This is a genomic window from Vibrio sp. WZ-1 (genome assembly GCF_052037695.1).
In the GTDB taxonomy this organism is placed as follows: Bacteria; Pseudomonadota; Gammaproteobacteria; order Enterobacterales; family Vibrionaceae; genus Vibrio.
Genome location: NZ_JBQEQR010000085.1, coordinates 14,969 through 35,528 on the forward strand (window position 1 = coordinate 14,969; position 20,560 = coordinate 35,528).

Genomic DNA, 20,560 nt, shown 5'->3' on the forward strand with positions numbered 1-20,560 from the left:
ACCTATGAATAATGCGATGGATTTCTTGCTTGAGCAGGCAAAAGAGCGTGAAGACCAAGCAGTGCTTGCACTTAATAAAGCCCGCACTGAGCTAGAAGATTACTACCGCCAAGTAGAACAAATCGAAAAGTATCGTCTTGATTACTGCCAGCAGCTCGTAGATCGCGGTATGGCGGGGCTTACTGCCAGCCAATATGGACACTTGAATCGATTCTTAACACAATTAGATGAAACGTTATCTAAACAGAAGCAAGCAGAAACCCACTTCAAAGAACAGGTGACAAACTGCCAAGATTACTGGTTAAACATGCGTAAAGAGCGCATGTCTTACGAGTGGATGATTGAAAAGCGCGAAAAAGAAAAGCAAGCCGCAGAAGCTAAGCGAGAGCAGAAGCAAATGGATGAGTTCTCGACCTTGCTCTATAGCCGAAAGCCACAACGTTTCTGAGTTTTATCAATCGACGTTTCAAGCAAGGTGATGTGGATAGCGCCTTGCTTAATTCCTTCAAATCTTCCAATATATCAAGTTCCATTGCTATCATTCTTTGAGTGAGTGCCCAAGGGGGCGAATCCATTCTCACTTATTAGCGACTAAAATTGTTTGCACCAACGTGAACACAGCTATCTAACATTTGTCTCCCTTCGAGCACGAGTGAAAATTTCGTTCTTCTCTCAGGCTGCTTAATCACAGTTCAGTTTGGTCTCTTTTTACCTGCTGTTGGCGTGATTTTTGCAAAACAGTTATCAATATCTGGTCCTGTGACCTAAGTTTGCCGCTAAAGTGCAATCCGACAGCGATATGCTCAACGCTGCCGATGATGAGAGTGTCTATATGAATGTGAATTTATCGAATGTTTCCGCAACCAATAAGGTGTCGGTCACCGATTCTTCTAGTAAGGTTGTTGAAGATAACCCTGAAAGCAAAGGTTTTTTTGAAACCTTAGCTGGGGTGTTTAGTGATTCACAAAAAGCAGAGAAGGCGGTGGCAAAATCTGATGCACCTGACGCTTCGGTAGAGACCAAAGATGAAGTGGTTAACGATGCTTCAGCAGACTCAGAAGCTGAAAGCCAAGCAAAAGTCTCTGCGGAAGGTGGTGAAGCTGATAAAGTTGCTTCCACAGAGTCGACCGATGAACTGCTTGAGCAGAGTGAATCCAAAGCAGCAGGTGCACAAAGTGGCGACCACGAAAGTAAATCAATTAAAGCTGAATTAGATACCGCAAGTCGTTCCACCCCTCCAGACTCTAGCGAAATGACAAAGGGAGCGGAGGCGACGTCGACTGGTTCTGAATCAGCTTCACTGGCTGCGAAGCCAACTCAAGACTCTCAAACGAACATTGCCCAAACCAAATCTTCCGAGCAACCACAGACCGAGCAAGTCAAGAGCGCGATGGGAGAAGGTCAGCAGCTACTTGGGCGTATTGAGCAAGCAAACCAAACGCTTAAATCAAATGAACCTTCTGTAGATAGTGGCAAAGCATTGCCACCAGAGGGCGTTATGGTATCGGCGGGCGCTAGTAATGCGCAAAGTGCTCAACTAACACCGGACCAGCAAGCAGCTCTGGCGACAGATCCGTCAGTCAAAGAGATTGAAAATCTGTCTTCTGCTGGCACTGAAAAAGTGATGCTAGATGCTAATGGCAAGCCGTTAGTGGTAGCTTCGAATGCATCAAACGCACTACATGTACCAAACATCTCTCAGCAACCACAAAGTAGCGGTAACGCCCCATCTGCAGCGCAGATTGATTGGAGCTCGCCAACTACGCAGGCAGTTCATGCAGAAGCGATAGTCAATGCAACAACCCAAGCCGCCGTCAATGGTCAAGTTGTGGCTCAAGGTGCTCAAGCGCTGGTCGGTACAGAAGCTCTTAAACAGACATTACCGCTAGAAGCAGCATCACTAGAAAGCGGGACAGTTGAAATAAAGCGTGTAGCTCTCGCTGAACTGGAAATGATTGATACCAAGTTAGCGCAGGGTGAGCCCTTGTCTGCAAAAGATCTGGAGATAATTGAAGGGCTAAAATCTGGTGAGTTGGTCGCAGATATTCCAGAGCAAGAGTTAGCCCAATTTGTTGCTTTACCTAGTGATGTAAAAGTGGCGATGGCCGAGCATCAAGCGACACTCAATCAAAATCGTTCGGCGGCTTCCGCGGTGAGCGCTCAACAGGCACATCAACTTGCCGCGCAAGATCTAAAACATGCAGTAACACAAGCTAATGCGCAAGCCGCGGTAGCATCAAACGCAGATAAAGCTGCGGCGATGGCGACAATGCCAGAGGCTTTAGTCGCCGCCAATATCAACTCCGCAGCGCACACAGCTACTCATGCTGACTTAAGTAAAAAGGTAATGAATGCGAGTTTAGCGACAGGCGCCTTGAAAGGAGCTTCAAATCAGCAGGACAAACCAGAAGCTCAGCATGGCTTAGCAGGACAAATTCAAGCAGCAGCTGGACAGCAAGGCGTTACGGCCCAACAACAGGCTCGAGTTGACGCGGCTCAGCAAGCTCAAATACCCCTGCAGCTAACCAAAGAGCTGGCCAATGAACAAGTGGCAGAAAAAGTACAGATGATGATGTCGAAGAATCTTAAGAATCTCGATATCCGCTTAGACCCGCCAGAGTTAGGGCGTATGCAGATCCGCATGACAATGAACAATGATTTAGCCAATGTGCACTTTACGGTTAGTAACCCACAAGCTCGAGATTTGATTGAACAGACCTTGCCTCGTTTAAGAGAAATGCTGGCTCAGCAAGGCATGCAGCTTGCTGACTCTTCTGTTCAGCAGCAAAGTAGTGGCCAACAACAAGGGTATGCTGCATCAGAACAATCTGGAAAAGGTGGTTCTGAGCGAGGTTTTTCTGGCCAATCGGATGAAAACTTTGATGCTGATGTGAATCTTGATTTGAATGTGACTTCAAAGCGTGATGGAATTAGTTTTTACGCATAAAATATCAGAGTTTTAGCGTCAAATAACATAAGAGAAGAATATGGCAGAAGAACAACCACAAGGCGCTGATGCGCCTAAAGGCAAAGGTAAATTGTTAATTATCATCATTGCAGTCGTTGTATTGCTTGGTGGTGGCGGTGCTGCTGCATTCTTTTTAATGGGCTCGAGTGAGCCTGAACAAGCTGCTGTTGAACAAGACGCACAAGCCGTTGCGGCAGCAAATCCAATCGCTTACGTTAATATTGCACAACCATTTGTGTTTAATGTAACGGGGGATAGCCGGGACCGCCTTGTTCAAATCAAAGCGCAACTGATGGTTCGTGGTAGTGAAAATGAAAATTTAGCTCGCTATCACTCACCACTTATAGAAAGCTCTCTTCTATCAACGTTTGCTTCTGCTACGGTTGAGCAACTTCGCTCTCCGGATGGTCGAATTGAGTTAAGAAACCGAGCGACTGACGATATCAAAGCTGCGCTAAATGCTGCGGTTGGTAAACCAGTTATCGAAAAAGTCCTGTTTACAGACTTTGTTATTCAATAGGTAAAACGTGACAGATCTATTAAGCCAAGATGAGATTGATGCGCTATTACATGGTGTAGACGATGTTGATGACGTCGATGAACCCATGGACGAAGACACGGGAAGTGCCGTTAACTTCGACTTCTCATCTCAAGACAGAATTGTACGTGGTCGCATGCCGACGCTCGAGCTTATCAACGAGCGCTTTGCACGACACATGCGGATCAGTCTGTTTAACATGTTGCGTAAAACGGCAGAAGTGTCGATCAATGGCGTACAGATGATGAAGTTTGGTGAATACCAAAATACTCTGTACGTTCCAACCAGTCTGAACATGGTGCGCTTCCGTCCCTTAAAAGGCACGGCGCTGATCACCATGGAAGCACGTTTGGTATTTATTTTGGTAGAGAACTTCTTCGGTGGTGATGGACGCTTCCATGCCAAAATCGAAGGTCGTGAATTTACTCCAACCGAACGACGTATTATTCAATTACTGCTAAAGATTGTTTTTGAAGACTACAAAGAAGCATGGTCACCAGTCATGGGGGTGGAGTTCGAATATCTCGACTCAGAAGTAAACCCTAGTATGGCAAACATCGTGAGCCCAACAGAAGTGATTGTTGTAAGCTCATTCCACATCGAGGTTGACGGCGGAGGTGGCGACTTCCACGTTGTGATGCCTTATTCCATGGTTGAACCTATCCGTGAATTGCTGGATGCGGGTGTTCAATCTGACAAGATGGAAACAGACGTACGTTGGAGCTCTGCTCTGCGTGAAGAGATCATGGATTGCCCGGTAAACTTTCGTGTGAATTTGCTGGAGAAAGACATCTCTCTGCGTGATTTGATGGAACTTCAACCGGGGGATGTGATCCCGATTGAAATGCCAGAACACGCGACGATGTTCATTGAAGATTTACCAACCTATCGAGTCAAAATGGGGCGCTCAGAAGACAAGCTGGCAGTGCAAGTTTCTGAGGAAATTGAGCGTCCACATGTAGTAAAAACCGATTTGGCGTTTTTGGGTAAGGACATTATGTCTGAGCTTGAAAGCGATGATGACGATTAACACACCAGAATTTCAATGCCTTTGCTGACTTGATAGCTAAGGTGGAAGAACAAAGAAGATTTAAGACAGGACACAATAATGGAACCAAGTGACGATCAAAAACTTGCTGACGAATGGGCAGCAGCTCTTGGCGAAGATCCATCAGCACCGTCAATTGATGTTGATGAAGTGCTTGCCGCGCCATTAGAAGAGTTGAAAGACACCTCTGCGCCTATTTCTGAAGATGAGCGACGTAAGCTTGATACCATCATGGATATTCCCGTGACTATCTCGATGGAAGTCGGTCGTTCTCAGATCAGCATTCGAAACCTATTGCAATTAAACCAAGGTTCGGTCGTAGAGTTAGACCGCTTAGCGGGAGAGTCTCTTGACGTGTTAGTCAATGGAACACTCATTGCGCACGGTGAAGTTGTTGTCGTTAACGACAAATTTGGTATCCGTCTGACAGACGTAATCAGCCAAACTGAACGCATCAAAAAGCTTCGCTAGCATGAGAAAGACAATCAATACTCGATTGATGCAAATATCAGGAGCACTGAGCTTAGCGCTGAGTGCTCCTTATGCATTTGCAGCGGCGCCAAACAGTTTGGATATGGCGACGACATTGGGCTCATTAGTTCTTGTAATTGGTGTCATCATATTTTTGGCGTGGCTGTTAAAGCGCATGCAGGTTCCTGCAATGGGGCAGCAAAAGGGCTTACGAATTGTCAGTCAACTACCTGTAGGCACTAAAGAACGCATTGCTGTTGTGCAAGTCGGAGAAGAGCAATTTCTGGTAGGTATTACTAGTCAGTCGATTCAAACCCTGGCCAAACTAGAACAACCGTTAAAAGAGGATGAGTTGGCGACGAATGCATTTGCTAGTCAATTTAGTCAACTGATTAAGAAGCATGATAAAGGATAATCCAATAAGACTGGTCATCGGCTTTGTTGTCTTGATGCTAAGTCTATTAATGTCGTCAGTTGCGTTCGCTCAGGCAGAAGAGGGCGCATTACCCTCCAATCTAGCGCCTGGGGGGAGTGTTACAGTGCAAGCGATGGAGAGCGATAAAGGTGCAAGCCACTCATTATCGGTTTCCAACACGGGCGGCATTCCTGCGTTCACCATGACGACCAATCCGGATGGCAGCGAAGACTATTCGGTTACGTTGCAGATTCTTGCTTTGATGACCATGCTTGGCTTTTTGCCAGCGATGGTTATTTTAATGACCTCTTTTACTCGCATCGTGGTCGTCATGTCCATTTTGCGGCAGGCTATGGGTTTGCAGCAGACGCCATCTAACCAGGTCATTATTGGTATTGCGTTGTTCCTTACTTTTTTCGTGATGTCCCCAGTACTCAACGAAGTGAATGACACTGCTATTCAGCCATATTTAAATGAGCAAGTCACAGCGCGAGAAGCTTTTGATGCCGCGCAACAGCCAATGAAGGCATTTATGCTCAAGCAGACTCGCGTTAAAGATCTTGAAACGTTCGTTAATATGTCGGGTGCGGAAGTGACAAACCCTGAAGATGTTTCAATGGCGGTTTTGATCCCTGCCTTTATTACCTCTGAGCTAAAGACAGCCTTCCAGATTGGTTTTATGCTGTTTCTTCCGTTCCTTATTATTGACTTAGTGGTCGCATCGGTACTGATGGCGATGGGTATGATGATGCTATCACCAATGATTGTATCCCTGCCATTTAAGCTAATGTTGTTTGTGCTAGTTGATGGCTGGAACTTAATACTATCAACCCTCGCAGGCAGTTTTGCTTTGTAGCTGGGCAAATTTGAAGAGGAATAATTATGACTCCTGAAATGTTTGTCGAGCTTTTCCGCGATGCTCTGTGGATGGTACTGATCATGGTCTGTGCCATCATTATTCCTAGCTTGCTAATTGGTTTAGTCGTGGCAATTTTTCAAGCGGCCACGTCTATCAACGAACAGACATTGAGCTTTTTACCACGTTTGATTGTGACCTTGTTGGCTCTAATGCTATTTGGTCACTGGATGACGCAAATGCTGATGGAGTACTTTTTTGGCTTGATCGAGCGCTTGCCTCAAGTGCTTTATTAACAAGGTATTGTGATGGAATACCCAACTGACATTGTACTGGATTGGATTGCCAATTACTTTTGGCCATATGTCCGTATATCTTCAATGTTAATGGTAATGACTGTGACTGGTGCGCGTTTTGTTTCGCCACGTATCCGCCTTTACCTAGGGTTAGCGATCACTTTTGCCGTGATGCCAGCTATTCCAGCGGTTCCTCAAGATATTGAACTGCTCTCATTTCGTGGTTTCATGACCATCGCTGAGCAAATCATTATTGGCGTTGCAATGGGGATGGTCACCCAGTTTTTGATTCAAACTTTTGTTCTGCTTGGCCAGATATTAGGTATGCAGTCGAGCTTAGGTTTTGCATCGATGGTCGACCCGGCTAACGGTCAAAATACCCCATTGCTTGGTCAACTCTTCATGTTTTTGGCGACCTTATTCTTCTTAGCAACAGATGGGCATCTGAAAATGCTACAACTGGTGGTGTTTAGCTTTAAAACTCTACCAATTGGATCAGGCAGCCTAAATGCGGTCGATTATAGAGAGATGGCAAGCTGGTTGGGGATTATGTTTAAAACGGCTTTGAGCATGTCTTTATCGGGTATTATTGCGCTGCTGACTATTAACTTATCTTTCGGCGTAATGACTCGTGCCGCACCACAGCTAAACATCTTTTCGCTCGGTTTTGCCTTTGCTTTGATGGTTGGTTTGTTGTTGTGTTGGTATATTTTGGCTGGCTTATATAGCCACTACTTACTGTATTGGACAGTGGGTGAGGAGCAAATATGTAACCTCATTCGCTTGAGTTGTTAGGAGGCTGGTTTGGCAGAGTCAGACGGTCAAGAACGCACCGAAGAAGCCACCCCCCGACGGTTACAACAAGCCAAAGAAAAGGGGCAGGTGGCTCGTTCCAAAGAGCTTGCATCGGCCTCGGTGCTCATCGTCGGCGCAGTATCTTTAATGTGGTTCGGAGAATCTTTGGCTCGTGCTCTGTTTTCTATCATGAGCCGCTTGTTCGCTCTTAAGCGCGATGAAATCTTTGATGTCGCCAAATTGTTTGATATCGCGGGCGGTGCTCTTACTTCCTTACTGCTACCTCTGCTACTGATCCTACTGACGCTCTTTATTGCTGCGGTGATTGGCGCGGCTGGCGTGGGGGGAATCAGCTTTTCTGCAGAAGCGGCGATGCCTAAGTTGTCAAAAATGAACCCACTAAGTGGCCTGAAGCGAATGGTGGGGCTACAAAGCTGGGTTGAGTTGGTCAAATCAATCCTAAAGGTTGGCTTGGTGACAGGGGTGGCAATTTACTTGATCCAAGCATCACAGGCTGATTTGATTCAGCTTAGTATGGATGTTTATCCGCAAAACATTTTCCATGCACTCGATATCTTGTTGAACTTCGTCTTGCTGATCAGTTGCTCGCTATTGATAGTCGTCGCGATTGATATTCCATTTCAGATCTGGCAACACGCTGACCAACTCAAAATGACCAAGCAAGAAGTGAAAGACGAATACAAGGATACGGAGGGTAAACCAGAGGTTAAAGGCCGTATCCGAATGCTACAACGTGAAGCCGCTCAACGCCGAATGATGGCTGATGTTCCACAAGCTGACGTTATTGTCACCAACCCAGAACACTTTTCTGTCGCACTCCGGTATCAGCAAAAAACAGACCGTGCGCCTGTCGTTGTTGCCAAAGGAACCGATCATATTGCGATGAAAATTCGTGAGATTGCGAGAGAGCATGACATTACGATTGTGCCAGCACCTCCCTTGGCGCGAGCACTGTACTATACCACTGAGTTAGAACAGCAGATTCCTGATGCACTATTTACTGCTGTCGCACAAGTACTCGCTTTCGTATTCCAGTTAAAGCAGTACCGCAAGCGTGGTGGACAAAGACCAAAACTCAAGGACTATGAGTTACCTATTCCCCCAGAATATCGACATTAATGCTTAGGGAAATTAGCTAAAGATCAAAGGATTGAGAATTACTTTGATCTTTAGTCATTATTTTGGCGTTTATGCTGGTACACAGATTGCTTAAATCGTGTTTATCAACAACAATACCTAGCACTTACGAATGAGTGCTATCGCTCCCTCGTCCCGTCGAGACGAGCAGACATCAAAGCTGAGACACCACCTAAATATGAAGTTAAGCCTGCCTTTTGCAGATAAGCTGCCCAAAATACCACAGCGTTCAATGCCGGCTATCGGCGCGCCAGTAATGGTACTTGCCACCCTTGCAATGGTGGTCTTACCTATTCCTGCGTTCTTGCTGGATATGTTTTTTACCTTCAACATCGCGCTTGCGATGGTGGTGTTATTGGTTACGGTTTACACACGACGTCCGCTTGACTTTGCTGCATTCCCAACAGTACTTCTTATTGCAACGTTGCTTCGTTTAGCACTGAACGTTGCGTCAACTCGTGTCGTTCTTCTTTATGGTCATGAAGGTGGTAACGCAGCCGGTAACGTTATTGAAGCTTTTGGTAATGTTGTAATTGGTGGTAACTACGCTGTTGGTTTGGTGGTGTTCTTAATCTTGATGATCATCAACTTTATGGTAGTTACCAAAGGTGCAGGTCGTATTTCTGAAGTTAGTGCTCGCTTTACCCTAGATGCTTTACCTGGTAAGCAGATGGCCATCGATGCCGACCTGAACGCGGGACTTATCGATCAAGAGCAGGCGAGAACAAGACGATTCGAAGTTACCAAAGAAGCCGACTTCTATGGTTCGATGGATGGTGCGTCAAAGTTTGTTAAAGGTGATGCCATTGCTGGTATCTTAATTCTATTCATCAACATTATTGGTGGTTTATCCATCGGTATGGCGCAGTATGGTTTAGGCTTCTCTGAAGCTATGCAAATCTATACCCTGCTGACGATTGGTGATGGCCTTGTTGCGCAGATACCATCACTTTTACTATCAATCGCTGCTGCGATGATGGTAACCCGTCAAAATACTGATGAAGATATGGGCGAGCAGCTCATTTTTCAGATGTTTGATAACCCGAAAGCACTGATGATCACGGCGGCAATTTTAGGTGTTATGGGTATTGTTCCGGGCATGCCTCATTTCTCGTTCCTCTCCCTTGCGGCCATTGCTGGTGGCGCTGCTTATTGGCTAGATAAAAAGCAGAAACAAAAAGCGAAAGAGCCTAAGCCGCCAGCTGAGCTTGAAGGTGGGAACGAACCTATTTCTCAACGAGAACTTTCTTGGGATGATGTGCAGCCAGTGGATATTATTGGTCTAGAAGTGGGTTATCGTTTGATTCCGCTTGTGGATAGAGATCAAGGTGGAGAGCTACTCGAACGTGTTAAAGGTGTGCGCAAAAAACTATCGCAGGATTTTGGCTTTCTCATTCCGGCCGTACACATACGTGATAACTTAGAACTCACGCCAAATAGCTATCGTATTACGCTAATGGGTGTTGCCGTTGGTGAAGCGGAAATTAAACCAGACCAAGAGCTTGCGATAAACCCAGGTCAAGTTTATGGCATGATCGAGGGTGAACCTACCATAGATCCTGCATTTGGTCTCGAAGCAGTATGGATTCGTGAAGAGCAGCGAGAGCATGCACAAGCCTTAGGTTATACTGTTGTAGACTCGTCAACGGTTTTAGCAACGCATTTAAGCCAGTTGCTAACCAATAACGCTTCCCAGCTTATTGGACATGAAGAGGTGCAGAACCTACTTGAAATGCTTGGACGAAGTGCACCTAAGCTAGTTGAGAACTTTGTTCCTGACCAACTGCAACTTGGTGTGGTCGTGAAAGTGCTGCAAAACTTACTCAATGAAGCGGTTCCAATTCGAGACATTCGAACCATCATTCAAACCCTGGCTGAGTACTCGAGTAAGAGTCAAGAACCTGACATCCTAACAGCCGCGGTACGTATCTCTCTTAAACGACTAATTGTTCAAGAAATCAATGGGATAGAGCCTGAGTTGCCTGTTATTACCCTTATTCCTGAGCTGGAACAAATCTTGCATCAAACAATGCAGGCTTCTGGGGGAGAATCTGCAGGTATTGAACCGGGGTTAGCAGAACGTTTGCAATCCTCCTTGAGTCAAGCGACACAAGAACAAGAACTGAAAGGGGAACCTGCAGTTCTACTGACTTCTGGCGTATTGCGTTCAACATTAGCGAAATTTGTTAAAAACACAATACCAAGCCTAAGGGTGCTCTCATATCAAGAAATCCCAGATGAAAAACAGATCAGAATTGTGCAAGCCGTGGGTAATTAAACACCCATTATAATGGATTCGTAGTTTGAAAATTAAACGATTTTTTGCCAAAGATATGCGCTCAGCGTTGCTTCAAGTGAAAGAACAACTTGGAGCGGATGCGGTGATCATGTCGAACAAGAAAGTAGCGGGTGGCGTAGAGATCGTAGCTGCGATAGATGGCGAGTCCAACGCAACTGCTGGTGATAGCAGTGCAAAAGCGCTACCTAGTCGCTCTACTACACCAAATCGTTATAGTGAACATCAACAAATGTCCTCATCTGCCGCGAGCCGCTTTGAAGGTCGCCGATTAGATGAAGACAAAATTAGTTTGAACAACAGCACCGAGAAATCGGGTTCGATGACAAAACGTTTTGCGAATATGCTCAAACAGTATAGTCATGGTGCATCAGAGTCTGATGACCATGTGGCTGAAAATGAGGATTCGCTATCAGCGCTGTTACAACGCCAAACTAAGCACAGAGAAAACTATAACGAGCCAGCGCCATACCAGCCTGATTCTCCTTTGGCTAAGCTTATTGCTCAAGATGACCGATTTAGTCGTCCTACTCCGAAGCTGGATCCGACACGTTATGATCGTCGTCGACCTTCTGATGAAAAAGATGATTCGCCTAGTGAGCTCGAGAACATGCGCGAAGAAATGACATCGATCCGTCGTTTGTTGGAGCATCAAGTTTCGGGGCTTATGTGGCAGGAGGTTGAGCGTCGTGAACCTTTACGCGCAATGCTGATTAAGCGTTTAGAGCGTATGGGGGTTTCACCTGAATTAGCGGACCAAATGGCTTGTTATATTCCAGAAGACACCAAGCCTTCAAGAGCGTGGAAGGCGTTGCTAGCACTTGTTGCAGATCAGATTTCAACACCACGACAAGATATATTGAAGCGTGGTGGCGTTGTTGCCCTTCTTGGCCCTACTGGTGTTGGTAAAACAACGACAGTAGCAAAGTTAGCCGCTCGTGCTGCGATGGAGTACGGCGCGGATAATGTTGCCTTAGTAACGACGGACACTTATCGAATTGGTGCACATGAGCAGCTGTCAATATATGGCAGAATTATGGGTTGTCCTGTAAGAGTTGCTAAAGATTCTGATGAATTGGCCGATGTTATATATCAACTACGAAACAGACGTCTGATTTTGGTTGATACAGCGGGTATGGGGCAGCGTGATGTTCGTCTATCAGAGCAACTGGATACACTGATGCAAGAGAGTGGAGAGGTCATCCACAGTTACCTTGTATTGCCAGCAACAGCTCAACGACGCGTATTACAAGAAACACTAGACCACTTTAAACGTATTCCATTGTCTGGCTGCATTTTAACTAAGTTAGATGAATCCTTAAGTTTAGGTGAATTCATTAGCGTGGTTATTCAAAATGCAATGCCAGTCGCGTATATCGCAAACGGACAGCGTGTACCTGAAGACATTGTGATTGCACAACCAAAATACATGATTGCGAAAGCAAACGAACTGTTAGAGAAGTCGACAGAGAACGAACCTCACTTTTGGAATAGTGACAACGAAGGACTCTAGGGCGGCGGACTACTATGACTGAGAATATGATACACGATCAAGCAAGCGGCCTCCGTCGCTTAACACAGCCATCACTCACTAAAGTTATTGCGGTAACGGGTGGTAAAGGTGGTGTGGGTAAATCTAACGTAACACTTGGTTTGGCAATTTGTATGGCACGCCAAGGTAAAAAGGTGATGGTGCTCGATGCTGACTTAGGTCTTGCTAATGTCGACGTTATGCTCGGTATTCGCTCAAAACGTAATCTAGGACACGTACTTGCAGGCGAATGTGAGTTAAAAGATGCAATTGTTGAAGGCCCTTATGGTATAAAGATAATCCCTGCAACTTCAGGCACACAAAGCATGACGGAATTGTCACCGGCTCAACACGCTGGTTTGATTCGCGCTTTCGGTAGCCTTGAAGATGAAATGGATGTATTACTAATTGATACAGCCGCAGGTATTTCTGATATGGTAATCAGTTTTTCACGAGCAGCTCAAGATGTTGTTGTTGTCGTTTGTGATGAACCAACTTCAATCACTGATGCTTATGCTCTGATCAAGCTTTTAAGCAAAGAACATCAAGTTCAACGCTTTAAAGTTGTTGCAAATATGGTCAGGAGTTATCGTGAAGGCAGAGAATTATTCGCAAAGTTGACGCTAGTCACAGAGCGATTCTTGAATGTGAGCCTTGAACTCGTAGCATGTATTCCATTAGATGATAAAGTACGACAAGCAGTTAAGAAGCAAAAAATCGTAGTGGATGCTTTTCCTCGCTCACCAGCTGCTTTAGCAATCAGCTCATTAGCGAACAAAGCACTGACTTGGCCGATTCCAAAAACGCCAAGTGGCCACTTAGAATTTTTTGTAGAAAGATTGCTGCATCGTAACGAATTCTCAGAGGACCCTTTTGGTGAATAAAGCGCTTACCTATGATCAGCGTGGCAACGTTAATAGCCAACAGGCTTTCATTGAACGTTACTCTGTGCTGGTCAAACGTATAGCTCACCACCTGTTAGGCCGTTTACCGCCGAGTGTTCAGGTTGAGGATTTAATTCAAGCCGGAATGATCGGACTTATCGAAGCTCAGCAGAATTATGATGGTTCTAAAGGTGCGAGCTTTGAAACATACGCAGGTATTCGAATCCGTGGTGCGATGTTAGATGACATTCGTAAAGGGGATTGGGTACCACGTTCTGTTCATAAAAATAATCGAGAGATTAATCAAGCGATAGCAGAGCTAGAGGCTCAGCTTAATCGAGATCCTAGTGATGCTGAAGTTGCGGCTCATATGGGGCTTACAAAAGAGCAATATCATAACGCGTTGACGGATATTAATTGCTCCAAGCTCATAGGTATCGAAGATCTGGGCGTCTCAGATGATGTCATAACACCAGCCGAAGATTCGGATGAAAATAATCCATTCAAAGGTGTGGCTAATGAATCGTTTAGAAAAGCACTGGTTGAATCAATAAAACAGCTACCTGAGCGTGAAGCTTTGGTACTTTCGCTTTATTATGACGAAGAACTTAATTTGAAAGAAATTGGTGACGTATTGGGTGTGAGCGAATCTCGCGTTAGCCAAATACTGAGCCAAGCGATGCAACGTTTACGCACTAAGTTAAGTGCGTGGACACAAAATGACTAAAAACACTGATTTTTGATTCAGTGGAGGCAATTTTGAATAAAAACATGAAGATCCTTATTGTTGATGACTTCTCAACAATGCGCCGTATTGTCAAAAACCTACTTCGTGACTTGGGTTTCAATAACACTCAAGAAGCTGATGATGGTTTAACTGCATTACCAATGCTGAAAAAAGGTGACTTCGATTTCGTTGTAACTGACTGGAACATGCCAGGAATGCAGGGTATTGACCTTCTAAAACACATTCGTGCAGATGCAGAATTGAAGCATCTTCCTGTGCTAATGATCACAGCTGAAGCAAAGCGTGAACAGATCATCGAAGCTGCTCAAGCTGGTGTTAACGGTTACATCGTTAAGCCATTCACAGCAGCAACACTAAAAGAAAAACTCGATAAAATTTTCGAACGTTTATAAGTCCTTACTTTTACTCGTTAACTGAGTCGTCACATACCTTAAATCTAAAAATAGATGGCTCACTTAACATAATGTAGTAATTAGAAAGAGCAAAACGTAAAAGGGTCTATTCAGGATGATCTCACTAGAGCAGGCGAAGTCTCTCGTCCAATTATTAGAAAGTGGAGAGCAAGAACAAGCAGATGCGCTGGTTGCTTCCATATATGAAGGGAAAGGAAATCCGATGCTTCAAGAAATCGGAACTCTTACACGTGACCTTCATGACTCATTGAAGCAGTTCAATATCGATCAACGTATGACGGAAATCGCTAAAGATGAAATCCCAGATGCTAGGGACCGTCTTCAATACGTGATTGAGAAAACCGAACTGGCTGCAAACAAGACCATGGATGCTGTGGAATGTTGTCTACCTATGGCGGACAACTTAAATAACTGCTTACAGCAAGTTCGCCCTCAATGGAACGAACTCATGCATGGTCGAATTGAATTAAGTGAGTTTAAAGCCCTCTGCCACCGTATCGATGAACTCCTCGTTCAAGTTGAGGGTGACAGTACAGAATTACGTGGTCAACTAACCGAAATTCTAATGGCGCAAGACTTCCAAGACTTAACCGGTCAAATTATTCGCAGAGTAATCACACTCGTGAATGAAGTGGAAGGGCGTTTAGTGGAAATATTGACGGTCTTTTCGAATAACAAGCCAGAAGAACAAGCAGCCGACACATCTGTTAAAGCTTCTGACACAAAGCAAAAATGCTCAAGTGAAGCGGAAGGCCCAATTCTACACCCAGAATTAAGGGAAGATGCAGTTTCATCGCAGGACGAAGTCGATGACTTATTGTCCAGTCTTGGATTTTAAAGGTAACGTATGAGCTACGATTTAGACGAAGATATTCTTCAGGACTTTCTAATTGAAGCCGGAGAAATTCTGGAGTTGCTGTCTGAGCAACTTGTAGAGTTAGAAAATAACCCTGAAGATAAAGATCTACTGAACGCTATTTTCCGTGGATTCCACACCGTAAAAGGCGGCGCGGGTTTCCTATCTCTAGCCGAACTGGTTGATACCTGTCACGGTGCAGAAAACGTATTTGATGTGTTGCGAAATGGTCAACGTTCCGTAACACCGAGTTTGATGGATACCATGCTTAAAGCGTTGGATACCGTTAATACTCAATTCCAAGCAGTTCAAGATCGTGATGCTCTAGAAGCCGCCGATCCGGCGTTACTTGAAGAACTACATCGTCTATGTCGCCCTGAATCTGAGGATGAAGTAGCCGTTGCTCCTGTCGCTGAGCCAGAACCTATTGTTGAACCTGAGCCTGTTGTCATTTCAGAGCCAGTGGCTGCTCCGGTGGAAAGCGTAAGTGCAAGCTCTGTTGATGAGATTACTCAAGACGAGTTTGAAAAGCTCCTTGACGAGTTACATGGTAAAGGAAGTGCACCAGGTACACATGCTGCACAGCCTGCTGCTGCACCTGTTGCAAGTGCAACGGTTGATAGTGGCGATATCACTGACGATGAATTCGAACGTCTACTGGATGAGTTGCATGGCGCTGGTAAAAGCCCATCAGCATCAAGCTTTGCATCAGCTGAACCTGAAACGCCTAAAGCTCCAGAGCCAGCCACTCCAGCTCCAACTGCTGCATCAGCAGACAGTGACTTGATGACCGATGAAGAGTTTGAAAAGCTGCTGGATGAGCTACATGGTTCAGGTAAAGGCCCTTCTATCGAAGAGCTTGATTTTGCGACTAAGCCAGCTTCTGCAAATTCAACTAATGCTCCTGCAGCGCCTACTCAACCAGTTGTTGCTCCTGCGCCTGTATCCGCACCTGCACCTGCTCCTAAACCAGAAGCAAAACCTGTTGCGGTAAAAGAAGAGCCAAAAGCAGCGGCACCTGCGGTTAAGAAGCCTCAGGCAGAAGCGACCGTTCGTGTGGACACATCAACTCTTGATACCATCATGAACATGGTTGGTGAACTTGTACTCGTTCGTAACCGACTATTAAGTCTTGGTTTAAACAGCAACGACGAAGAAATGTCGAAAGCTGTCGCGAACTTAGATGTCGTTACTGCAGACCTTCAAGGCGCAGTGATGAAGACACGTATGCAGCCGATCAAGAAAGTATTTGGCCGCTTCCCTCGTGTTGTACGTGATTTGGCGCGTAACTTACAAAAAGACATCGTGCTGGAAATGCGCGGTGAAGAAACCGATCTAGACAAAAACCTTGTCGAAGCACTTGCGGATCCACTAATCCACTTGGTGCGAAACTCAGTTGACCATGGTATCGAAATGCCAGACGACCGCGCAAAAGCGGGGAAATCTCGTACTGGTAAAGTGATTCTGTCTGCGTCGCAAGAAGGCGATCATATCGAGTTGGCTATCGTTGATGATGGCGGCGGTATGGATCCGAACAAACTTCGTGGCATCGCAGTGAAACGCGGCATGATGGATGAAGACGCGGCAGCGCGCCTATCGGACAAAGAGTGTTTCAACCTAATCTTTGCACCAGGTTTCTCTAGTAAAGAGAAGATCTCTGATATCTCGGGCCGTGGTGTAGGGATGGACGTTGTGAAGACAGCAATCAATACCTTGAATGGTTCAATCGATATCGATTCTGAGCTAGGTAAAGGTACGAAGATCACCATCAAAGTACCGCTAACGCTAGCGATTCTTCCAACCCTAATGGTTGGTGTTGGTGGTCATCCATTTGCACTACCGCTTGCATCGGTTAATGAAATTTTCCACCTTGATCTAAGCCGTACCAACGTTGTCGATGGACAGTTGACGATTATAGTCCGTGACAAATCGCTTCCATTGTTCTATTTACAGAATTGGTTGGCGCAACGTGGCTCTAAAGTAGCGGAACGTTCTGGTCATGGTCACGTTGTTATTGTTCAGCTAGGTAGCCAGCGAGTTGGCTTCGTAGTAGATACCTTAATCGGTCAAGAAGAAGTGGTTATCAAGCCACTAGACAACTTACTACAAGGCACGCCAGGCATGGCGGGTGCGACGATTACCAGCGATGGTCACATTGCATTAATTCTTGATGTGCCAGACCTACTTAAACAGTACGCAGCTGCGTCTCGTATCTAAGTTGAGTAGAAAGATATAAAGGATAAAAATGGCGATTAAAGTACTAGTTGTTGATGATTCGAGTTTTTTTCGACGTCGCGTAAGCGAGATCATCAATTCAGAATCGCGCCTTGAAGTTATTGACGTAGCAGTAAATGGCCGAGAGGCCGTTGAAAAAGCGAAAACACTAAAGCCCGACGTCATTACAATGGATATCGAAATGCCGGTGATGGATGGCATCACCGCAGTTCGCGAGATCATGGCAGCAGCACCAACGCCAATATTGATGTTTTCATCTTTGACGCATGACGGTGCAAAAGCGACCCTTGATGCGCTGGATGCAGGTGCTCTTGATTTCCTTCCCAAGAAATTTGAAGACATTGCACGCAACCGTGATGAAGCAGTGACATTGCTACAGCAGCGCGTTATTCAGATTGCTGCGAAGCGCGCGTTTATGCGCCGTCCAGTTGCAAAGCCTGCAGCGACGCCAAGCAGTGCCGCTTCTCGTCCAACAGCTTTACGCACTAGCGGTACAACGACGCCAGCGACTGGAAGACCAGTAGCAGCAAAATTCAGAGCTTCAGGTAAGAAATATCAACTGACGGCGATTGGTACCTCTACAGGTGGTCCGGTTGCGTTACAGAAAATTCTCACTAAACTGCCGGTTAATTATCCGCATCCAATTGTCCTGATTCAGCATATGCCTGCGACGTTTACCGCAGCCTTTGCAAGTCGTTTGAATTCGTTGTGTAAGATTCAGGTGAAAGAAGCGGCTGATGGTGACGTATTGCAAGCTGGCGTAGCGTACCTTGCACCAGGTGGTAAGCAGATGATGATCGATGGTAGAGCAGGAGCTGCGCGCCTTCGTATTATCGATGGTGGCGATCGAATGAACTACAAACCGTGTGTTGACGTTACTTTTGGCTCTGCTGCGAAAATTTATGGCGACAAAGTGCTTTCAATGGTGCTGACCGGTATGGGTGCAGATGGCCGCGAGGGTGCTCGCATGCTTAAGTCCGCTGGCTCAACAATTTGGGCGCAGGATGAAGAGAGTTGTGTAGTATATGGCATGCCTCAAGCAGTTGCTAAAGCTGGGATTTCTACAGAAGATCTACCTTTAGAACGTATTGCAGAACGCATGTTGGTCGAAGTTGGCTTAGCGTAGGAAAAATCATGATCGTTTGGAGTGTAGCTAACCAAAAAGGTGGTGTAGGAAAAACGACATCGACAGTGACGTTAGCTGGCTTGTTGAGTCAAAAAGGGCATCGTGTATTGATGGTCGATACTGACCCTCATGCATCGTTGACAACCTACCTTGGCTTTGACCCGGATGCGGTGAGCTCAAGCTTATTCGACCTTTTCCAGTTGAGAACGTTTAACAGCAGTACAGTACGTCCATTGATTCTTGAGACTCAGGTTGAAGGTATCGATATTATTCCTGCTCATATGTCCTTGGCGACACTCGACCGTGTAATGGGAAATCGCAGTGGCATGGGGTTGATCTTAAAAAGAGCCCTCCAAGCTGTAGAGCAAGATTACGATTATGTACTGATTGATTGCCCGCCAATACTTGGTGTAATGATGGTGAATGCGCTTGCTGCAAGCGATCGAATTTTGATTCCAGTTCAAACTGAATTTTTAGCAATGAAAGGTTTGGAACGGATGATTCGTACTTTGACCATCATGCAAAAGTCTCGCAAAGATGAGTTTAAAGTGACGATCGTACCTACGATGTATGACAAACGCACCAAAGCATCTTTGCAGACATTGACCCAGTTGAAGAAAGATTATCCAGACAAAGTTTGGACATCAGCTGTACCCATCGACACCAAGTTTAGAGACGCCAGTTTGAAGCGATTACCAGCATCACACTTTGCGTCAGGCAGTCGAGGCGTTTTTGCTTATAAACAGTTGCTGATCTATTTAGAGAGGTTAGCAATTGATGAGTAATCACGAGCCAGTTCTTTCGAGCGAGCAAGCGCTAGATGATTACTTTAGTGCGCTACTCGATGAAGAGTTTGAATCGCAAGAAAGTCCACTTGACTTATTGGAACAGGAATTAAGCTCTGAAGAGCCAGAGCCAGAGCCAGAGCCAGAGCCAGAGCCAGAGCCAGAGCCAGAGCCAGAGCCAGAGCCAGAGCCAGAGCCAGAGCCAGAGCCAGAGCCAGAGCCAGAGCCAGAGCCAGAGCCAGAGCTGAAGCTTGAATATTCGCAACCAGAATCGTACCAATATCACGAGGTATATTCTCCGGAGCTAGAAGCTCCAAATCTTGAGGATGTACAGCGGCTTCTTAGTCAACTTGAGTCGACGAATGTAGTCGCAGAGCTGGATATTGACGATATTCTGGAACAGAACACGATAGACATCGCATCTGAGACTAAGTACCAAGAGGTCGAAGTTGAAGTTGCAGAACACGTGGCTGTTGAAGAAGAGATTCAAGAGTGGGTAATCGAAGAGCCTTCGTTACCTGAGAGCGCAACAGAAACGGTTACCGCCGAGCCTGTAGAAGACGTTGTTGAGCCAATTGTTGATACAGAGTTAGAGGTAAACGTCGAGCTCGACACTCAAGCTGGCTTTGAGCCTGAAAACGAGTGGGAAAGCACGCAGCGAAGCGAAGACTTTCAGGTTCTGTATTTTGATGTCAATGGTGTCACCTTTGCGGTTCCTCTGGATGAGCTAGGTGGAATACACAGAATTGCTGAATTGAACCATTTGATTGGTCGCCCGGATTGGTATTTGGGCCTTCAAACCAGCAGAGAGAATCAATACGACGTTGTCGATACCGCTAAATGGGTGATGCCCGATAAGCTGTCGAGCGACGAATACAAAGATAGCTACGAATATGTAGTGATGCTTGGTGAAAGTATGTGGGGGCTGGCAAGTAATCAACTACTTGGCACCGAAACACTAAATGTGGACAAAGTGCGCTGGCGTGAACAAGCAGGCAAGAGACCTTGGCTTGCTGGCATGGTTAAAGAAAAAATGTGTGCTTTAATTCATGTCCATGCACTAATTGGCATGCTAAACGCTGGTTTAGATGTAAAATCACTAAAATAGAATTGTGGTCGGGAACGACATAAACGAGGATTT

The 20,560-nt window shown here is 45.7% G+C and carries 20 protein-coding genes; all 20 read left to right on the forward strand.

What is annotated here, in order from left to right:
• Window positions 1-4 precede the first annotated feature (4 nt).
• The 20 genes from fliJ to ACTS60_RS20865 all read left to right on the forward strand — a co-directional run bounded on the left by fliJ (window position 5) and on the right by ACTS60_RS20865 (window position 20,527).
• Window positions 5-448, forward strand: a complete 444-nt coding sequence (fliJ, locus tag ACTS60_RS20770) for a flagellar export protein FliJ (protein ID WP_440889805.1) — start codon at window positions 5-7, stop codon at window positions 446-448.
• Between the two features lie 384 nt (window positions 449-832).
• Complete coding sequence (locus tag ACTS60_RS20775; RefSeq protein WP_440889806.1) at window positions 833-2,947, forward strand: flagellar hook-length control protein FliK; 2,115 nt, start codon at window positions 833-835, stop codon at window positions 2,945-2,947.
• Window positions 2,948-2,987: 40 nt separating this feature from the next.
• Window positions 2,988-3,488 (forward strand): flagellar basal body-associated protein FliL, encoded by a 501-nt coding sequence (gene fliL, locus ACTS60_RS20780; protein ID WP_440889807.1) that lies wholly within the window; start codon window positions 2,988-2,990, stop codon window positions 3,486-3,488.
• A gap of 7 nt (window positions 3,489-3,495) precedes the next feature.
• Window positions 3,496-4,536 carry a flagellar motor switch protein FliM gene (fliM, locus tag ACTS60_RS20785; protein ID WP_010449607.1) on the forward strand — a complete coding sequence of 347 codons (1,041 nt, stop codon included), beginning with the start codon at window positions 3,496-3,498 and terminating at the stop codon, window positions 4,534-4,536.
• Window positions 4,537-4,614: 78 nt separating this feature from the next.
• Window positions 4,615-5,025, forward strand: a complete 411-nt coding sequence (gene fliN / locus ACTS60_RS20790; protein WP_010449605.1) for a flagellar motor switch protein FliN — start codon at window positions 4,615-4,617, stop codon at window positions 5,023-5,025.
• 1 nt (window position 5,026) lies between these two features.
• A complete protein-coding gene (fliO, locus tag ACTS60_RS20795) occupies window positions 5,027-5,440 on the forward strand; it encodes a flagellar biosynthetic protein FliO (RefSeq protein ID WP_440889808.1) in 414 nt (137 codons plus the stop codon).
• Window positions 5,427-6,296 (forward strand): flagellar type III secretion system pore protein FliP, encoded by an 870-nt coding sequence (gene fliP, locus ACTS60_RS20800; protein ID WP_440889809.1) that lies wholly within the window; start codon window positions 5,427-5,429, stop codon window positions 6,294-6,296. The genes fliO and fliP overlap by 14 nt, the downstream gene beginning before the upstream one ends.
• A gap of 26 nt (window positions 6,297-6,322) precedes the next feature.
• Window positions 6,323-6,592 (forward strand): flagellar biosynthesis protein FliQ, encoded by a 270-nt coding sequence (gene fliQ / locus ACTS60_RS20805; protein WP_005433008.1) that lies wholly within the window; start codon window positions 6,323-6,325, stop codon window positions 6,590-6,592.
• 12 nt (window positions 6,593-6,604) lie between these two features.
• Window positions 6,605-7,387, forward strand: coding sequence for a flagellar biosynthetic protein FliR (gene fliR, locus ACTS60_RS20810; protein ID WP_010449599.1), 783 nt, complete (start codon window positions 6,605-6,607; stop codon window positions 7,385-7,387).
• Between the two features lie 9 nt (window positions 7,388-7,396).
• A complete protein-coding gene (gene flhB, locus ACTS60_RS20815) occupies window positions 7,397-8,527 on the forward strand; it encodes a flagellar biosynthesis protein FlhB (RefSeq protein ID WP_010449597.1) in 1,131 nt (376 codons plus the stop codon).
• A 196-nt stretch (window positions 8,528-8,723) separates the two neighbouring features.
• Window positions 8,724-10,823 (forward strand): flagellar biosynthesis protein FlhA, encoded by a 2,100-nt coding sequence (gene flhA / locus ACTS60_RS20820; protein WP_010449595.1) that lies wholly within the window; start codon window positions 8,724-8,726, stop codon window positions 10,821-10,823.
• Between the two features lie 25 nt (window positions 10,824-10,848).
• Complete coding sequence (gene flhF / locus ACTS60_RS20825; protein ID WP_440889810.1) at window positions 10,849-12,354, forward strand: flagellar biosynthesis protein FlhF; 1,506 nt, start codon at window positions 10,849-10,851, stop codon at window positions 12,352-12,354.
• 14 nt (window positions 12,355-12,368) lie between these two features.
• Window positions 12,369-13,256 carry a MinD/ParA family protein gene (locus ACTS60_RS20830; protein ID WP_029561023.1) on the forward strand — a complete coding sequence of 296 codons (888 nt, stop codon included), beginning with the start codon at window positions 12,369-12,371 and terminating at the stop codon, window positions 13,254-13,256.
• A complete protein-coding gene (locus ACTS60_RS20835; RefSeq protein WP_440889811.1) occupies window positions 13,249-13,983 on the forward strand; it encodes an RNA polymerase sigma factor FliA in 735 nt (244 codons plus the stop codon). The genes ACTS60_RS20830 and ACTS60_RS20835 overlap by 8 nt, the downstream gene beginning before the upstream one ends.
• 44 nt (window positions 13,984-14,027) lie before the next feature.
• Entirely contained in the window at window positions 14,028-14,396 is a 369-nt protein-coding gene (gene cheY / locus ACTS60_RS20840; RefSeq protein ID WP_017635949.1) for a chemotaxis response regulator CheY, read from the forward strand.
• A gap of 115 nt (window positions 14,397-14,511) precedes the next feature.
• Window positions 14,512-15,255 (forward strand): protein phosphatase CheZ, encoded by a 744-nt coding sequence (locus ACTS60_RS20845; protein ID WP_440889812.1) that lies wholly within the window; start codon window positions 14,512-14,514, stop codon window positions 15,253-15,255.
• Between the two features lie 9 nt (window positions 15,256-15,264).
• Complete coding sequence (locus tag ACTS60_RS20850) at window positions 15,265-17,490, forward strand: chemotaxis protein CheA (protein ID WP_440889813.1); 2,226 nt, start codon at window positions 15,265-15,267, stop codon at window positions 17,488-17,490.
• 28 nt (window positions 17,491-17,518) lie between these two features.
• On the forward strand, window positions 17,519-18,634 hold the full coding sequence (locus ACTS60_RS20855) for a protein-glutamate methylesterase/protein-glutamine glutaminase (protein WP_440889814.1): 1,116 nt from the start codon (window positions 17,519-17,521) through the stop codon (window positions 18,632-18,634).
• An 8-nt stretch (window positions 18,635-18,642) separates the two neighbouring features.
• Window positions 18,643-19,419: a ParA family protein gene (locus ACTS60_RS20860; RefSeq protein WP_038884864.1), complete on the forward strand. Its 777-nt coding sequence runs from the start codon at window positions 18,643-18,645 to the stop codon at window positions 19,417-19,419.
• The gene (locus tag ACTS60_RS20865) at window positions 19,412-20,527 is read left to right on the forward strand and encodes a chemotaxis protein CheW (RefSeq protein ID WP_440889815.1); all 1,116 of its coding nucleotides are present in this window, start codon (window positions 19,412-19,414) and stop codon (window positions 20,525-20,527) included. The genes ACTS60_RS20860 and ACTS60_RS20865 overlap by 8 nt, the downstream gene beginning before the upstream one ends.
• Window positions 20,528-20,560 lie beyond the last annotated feature (33 nt).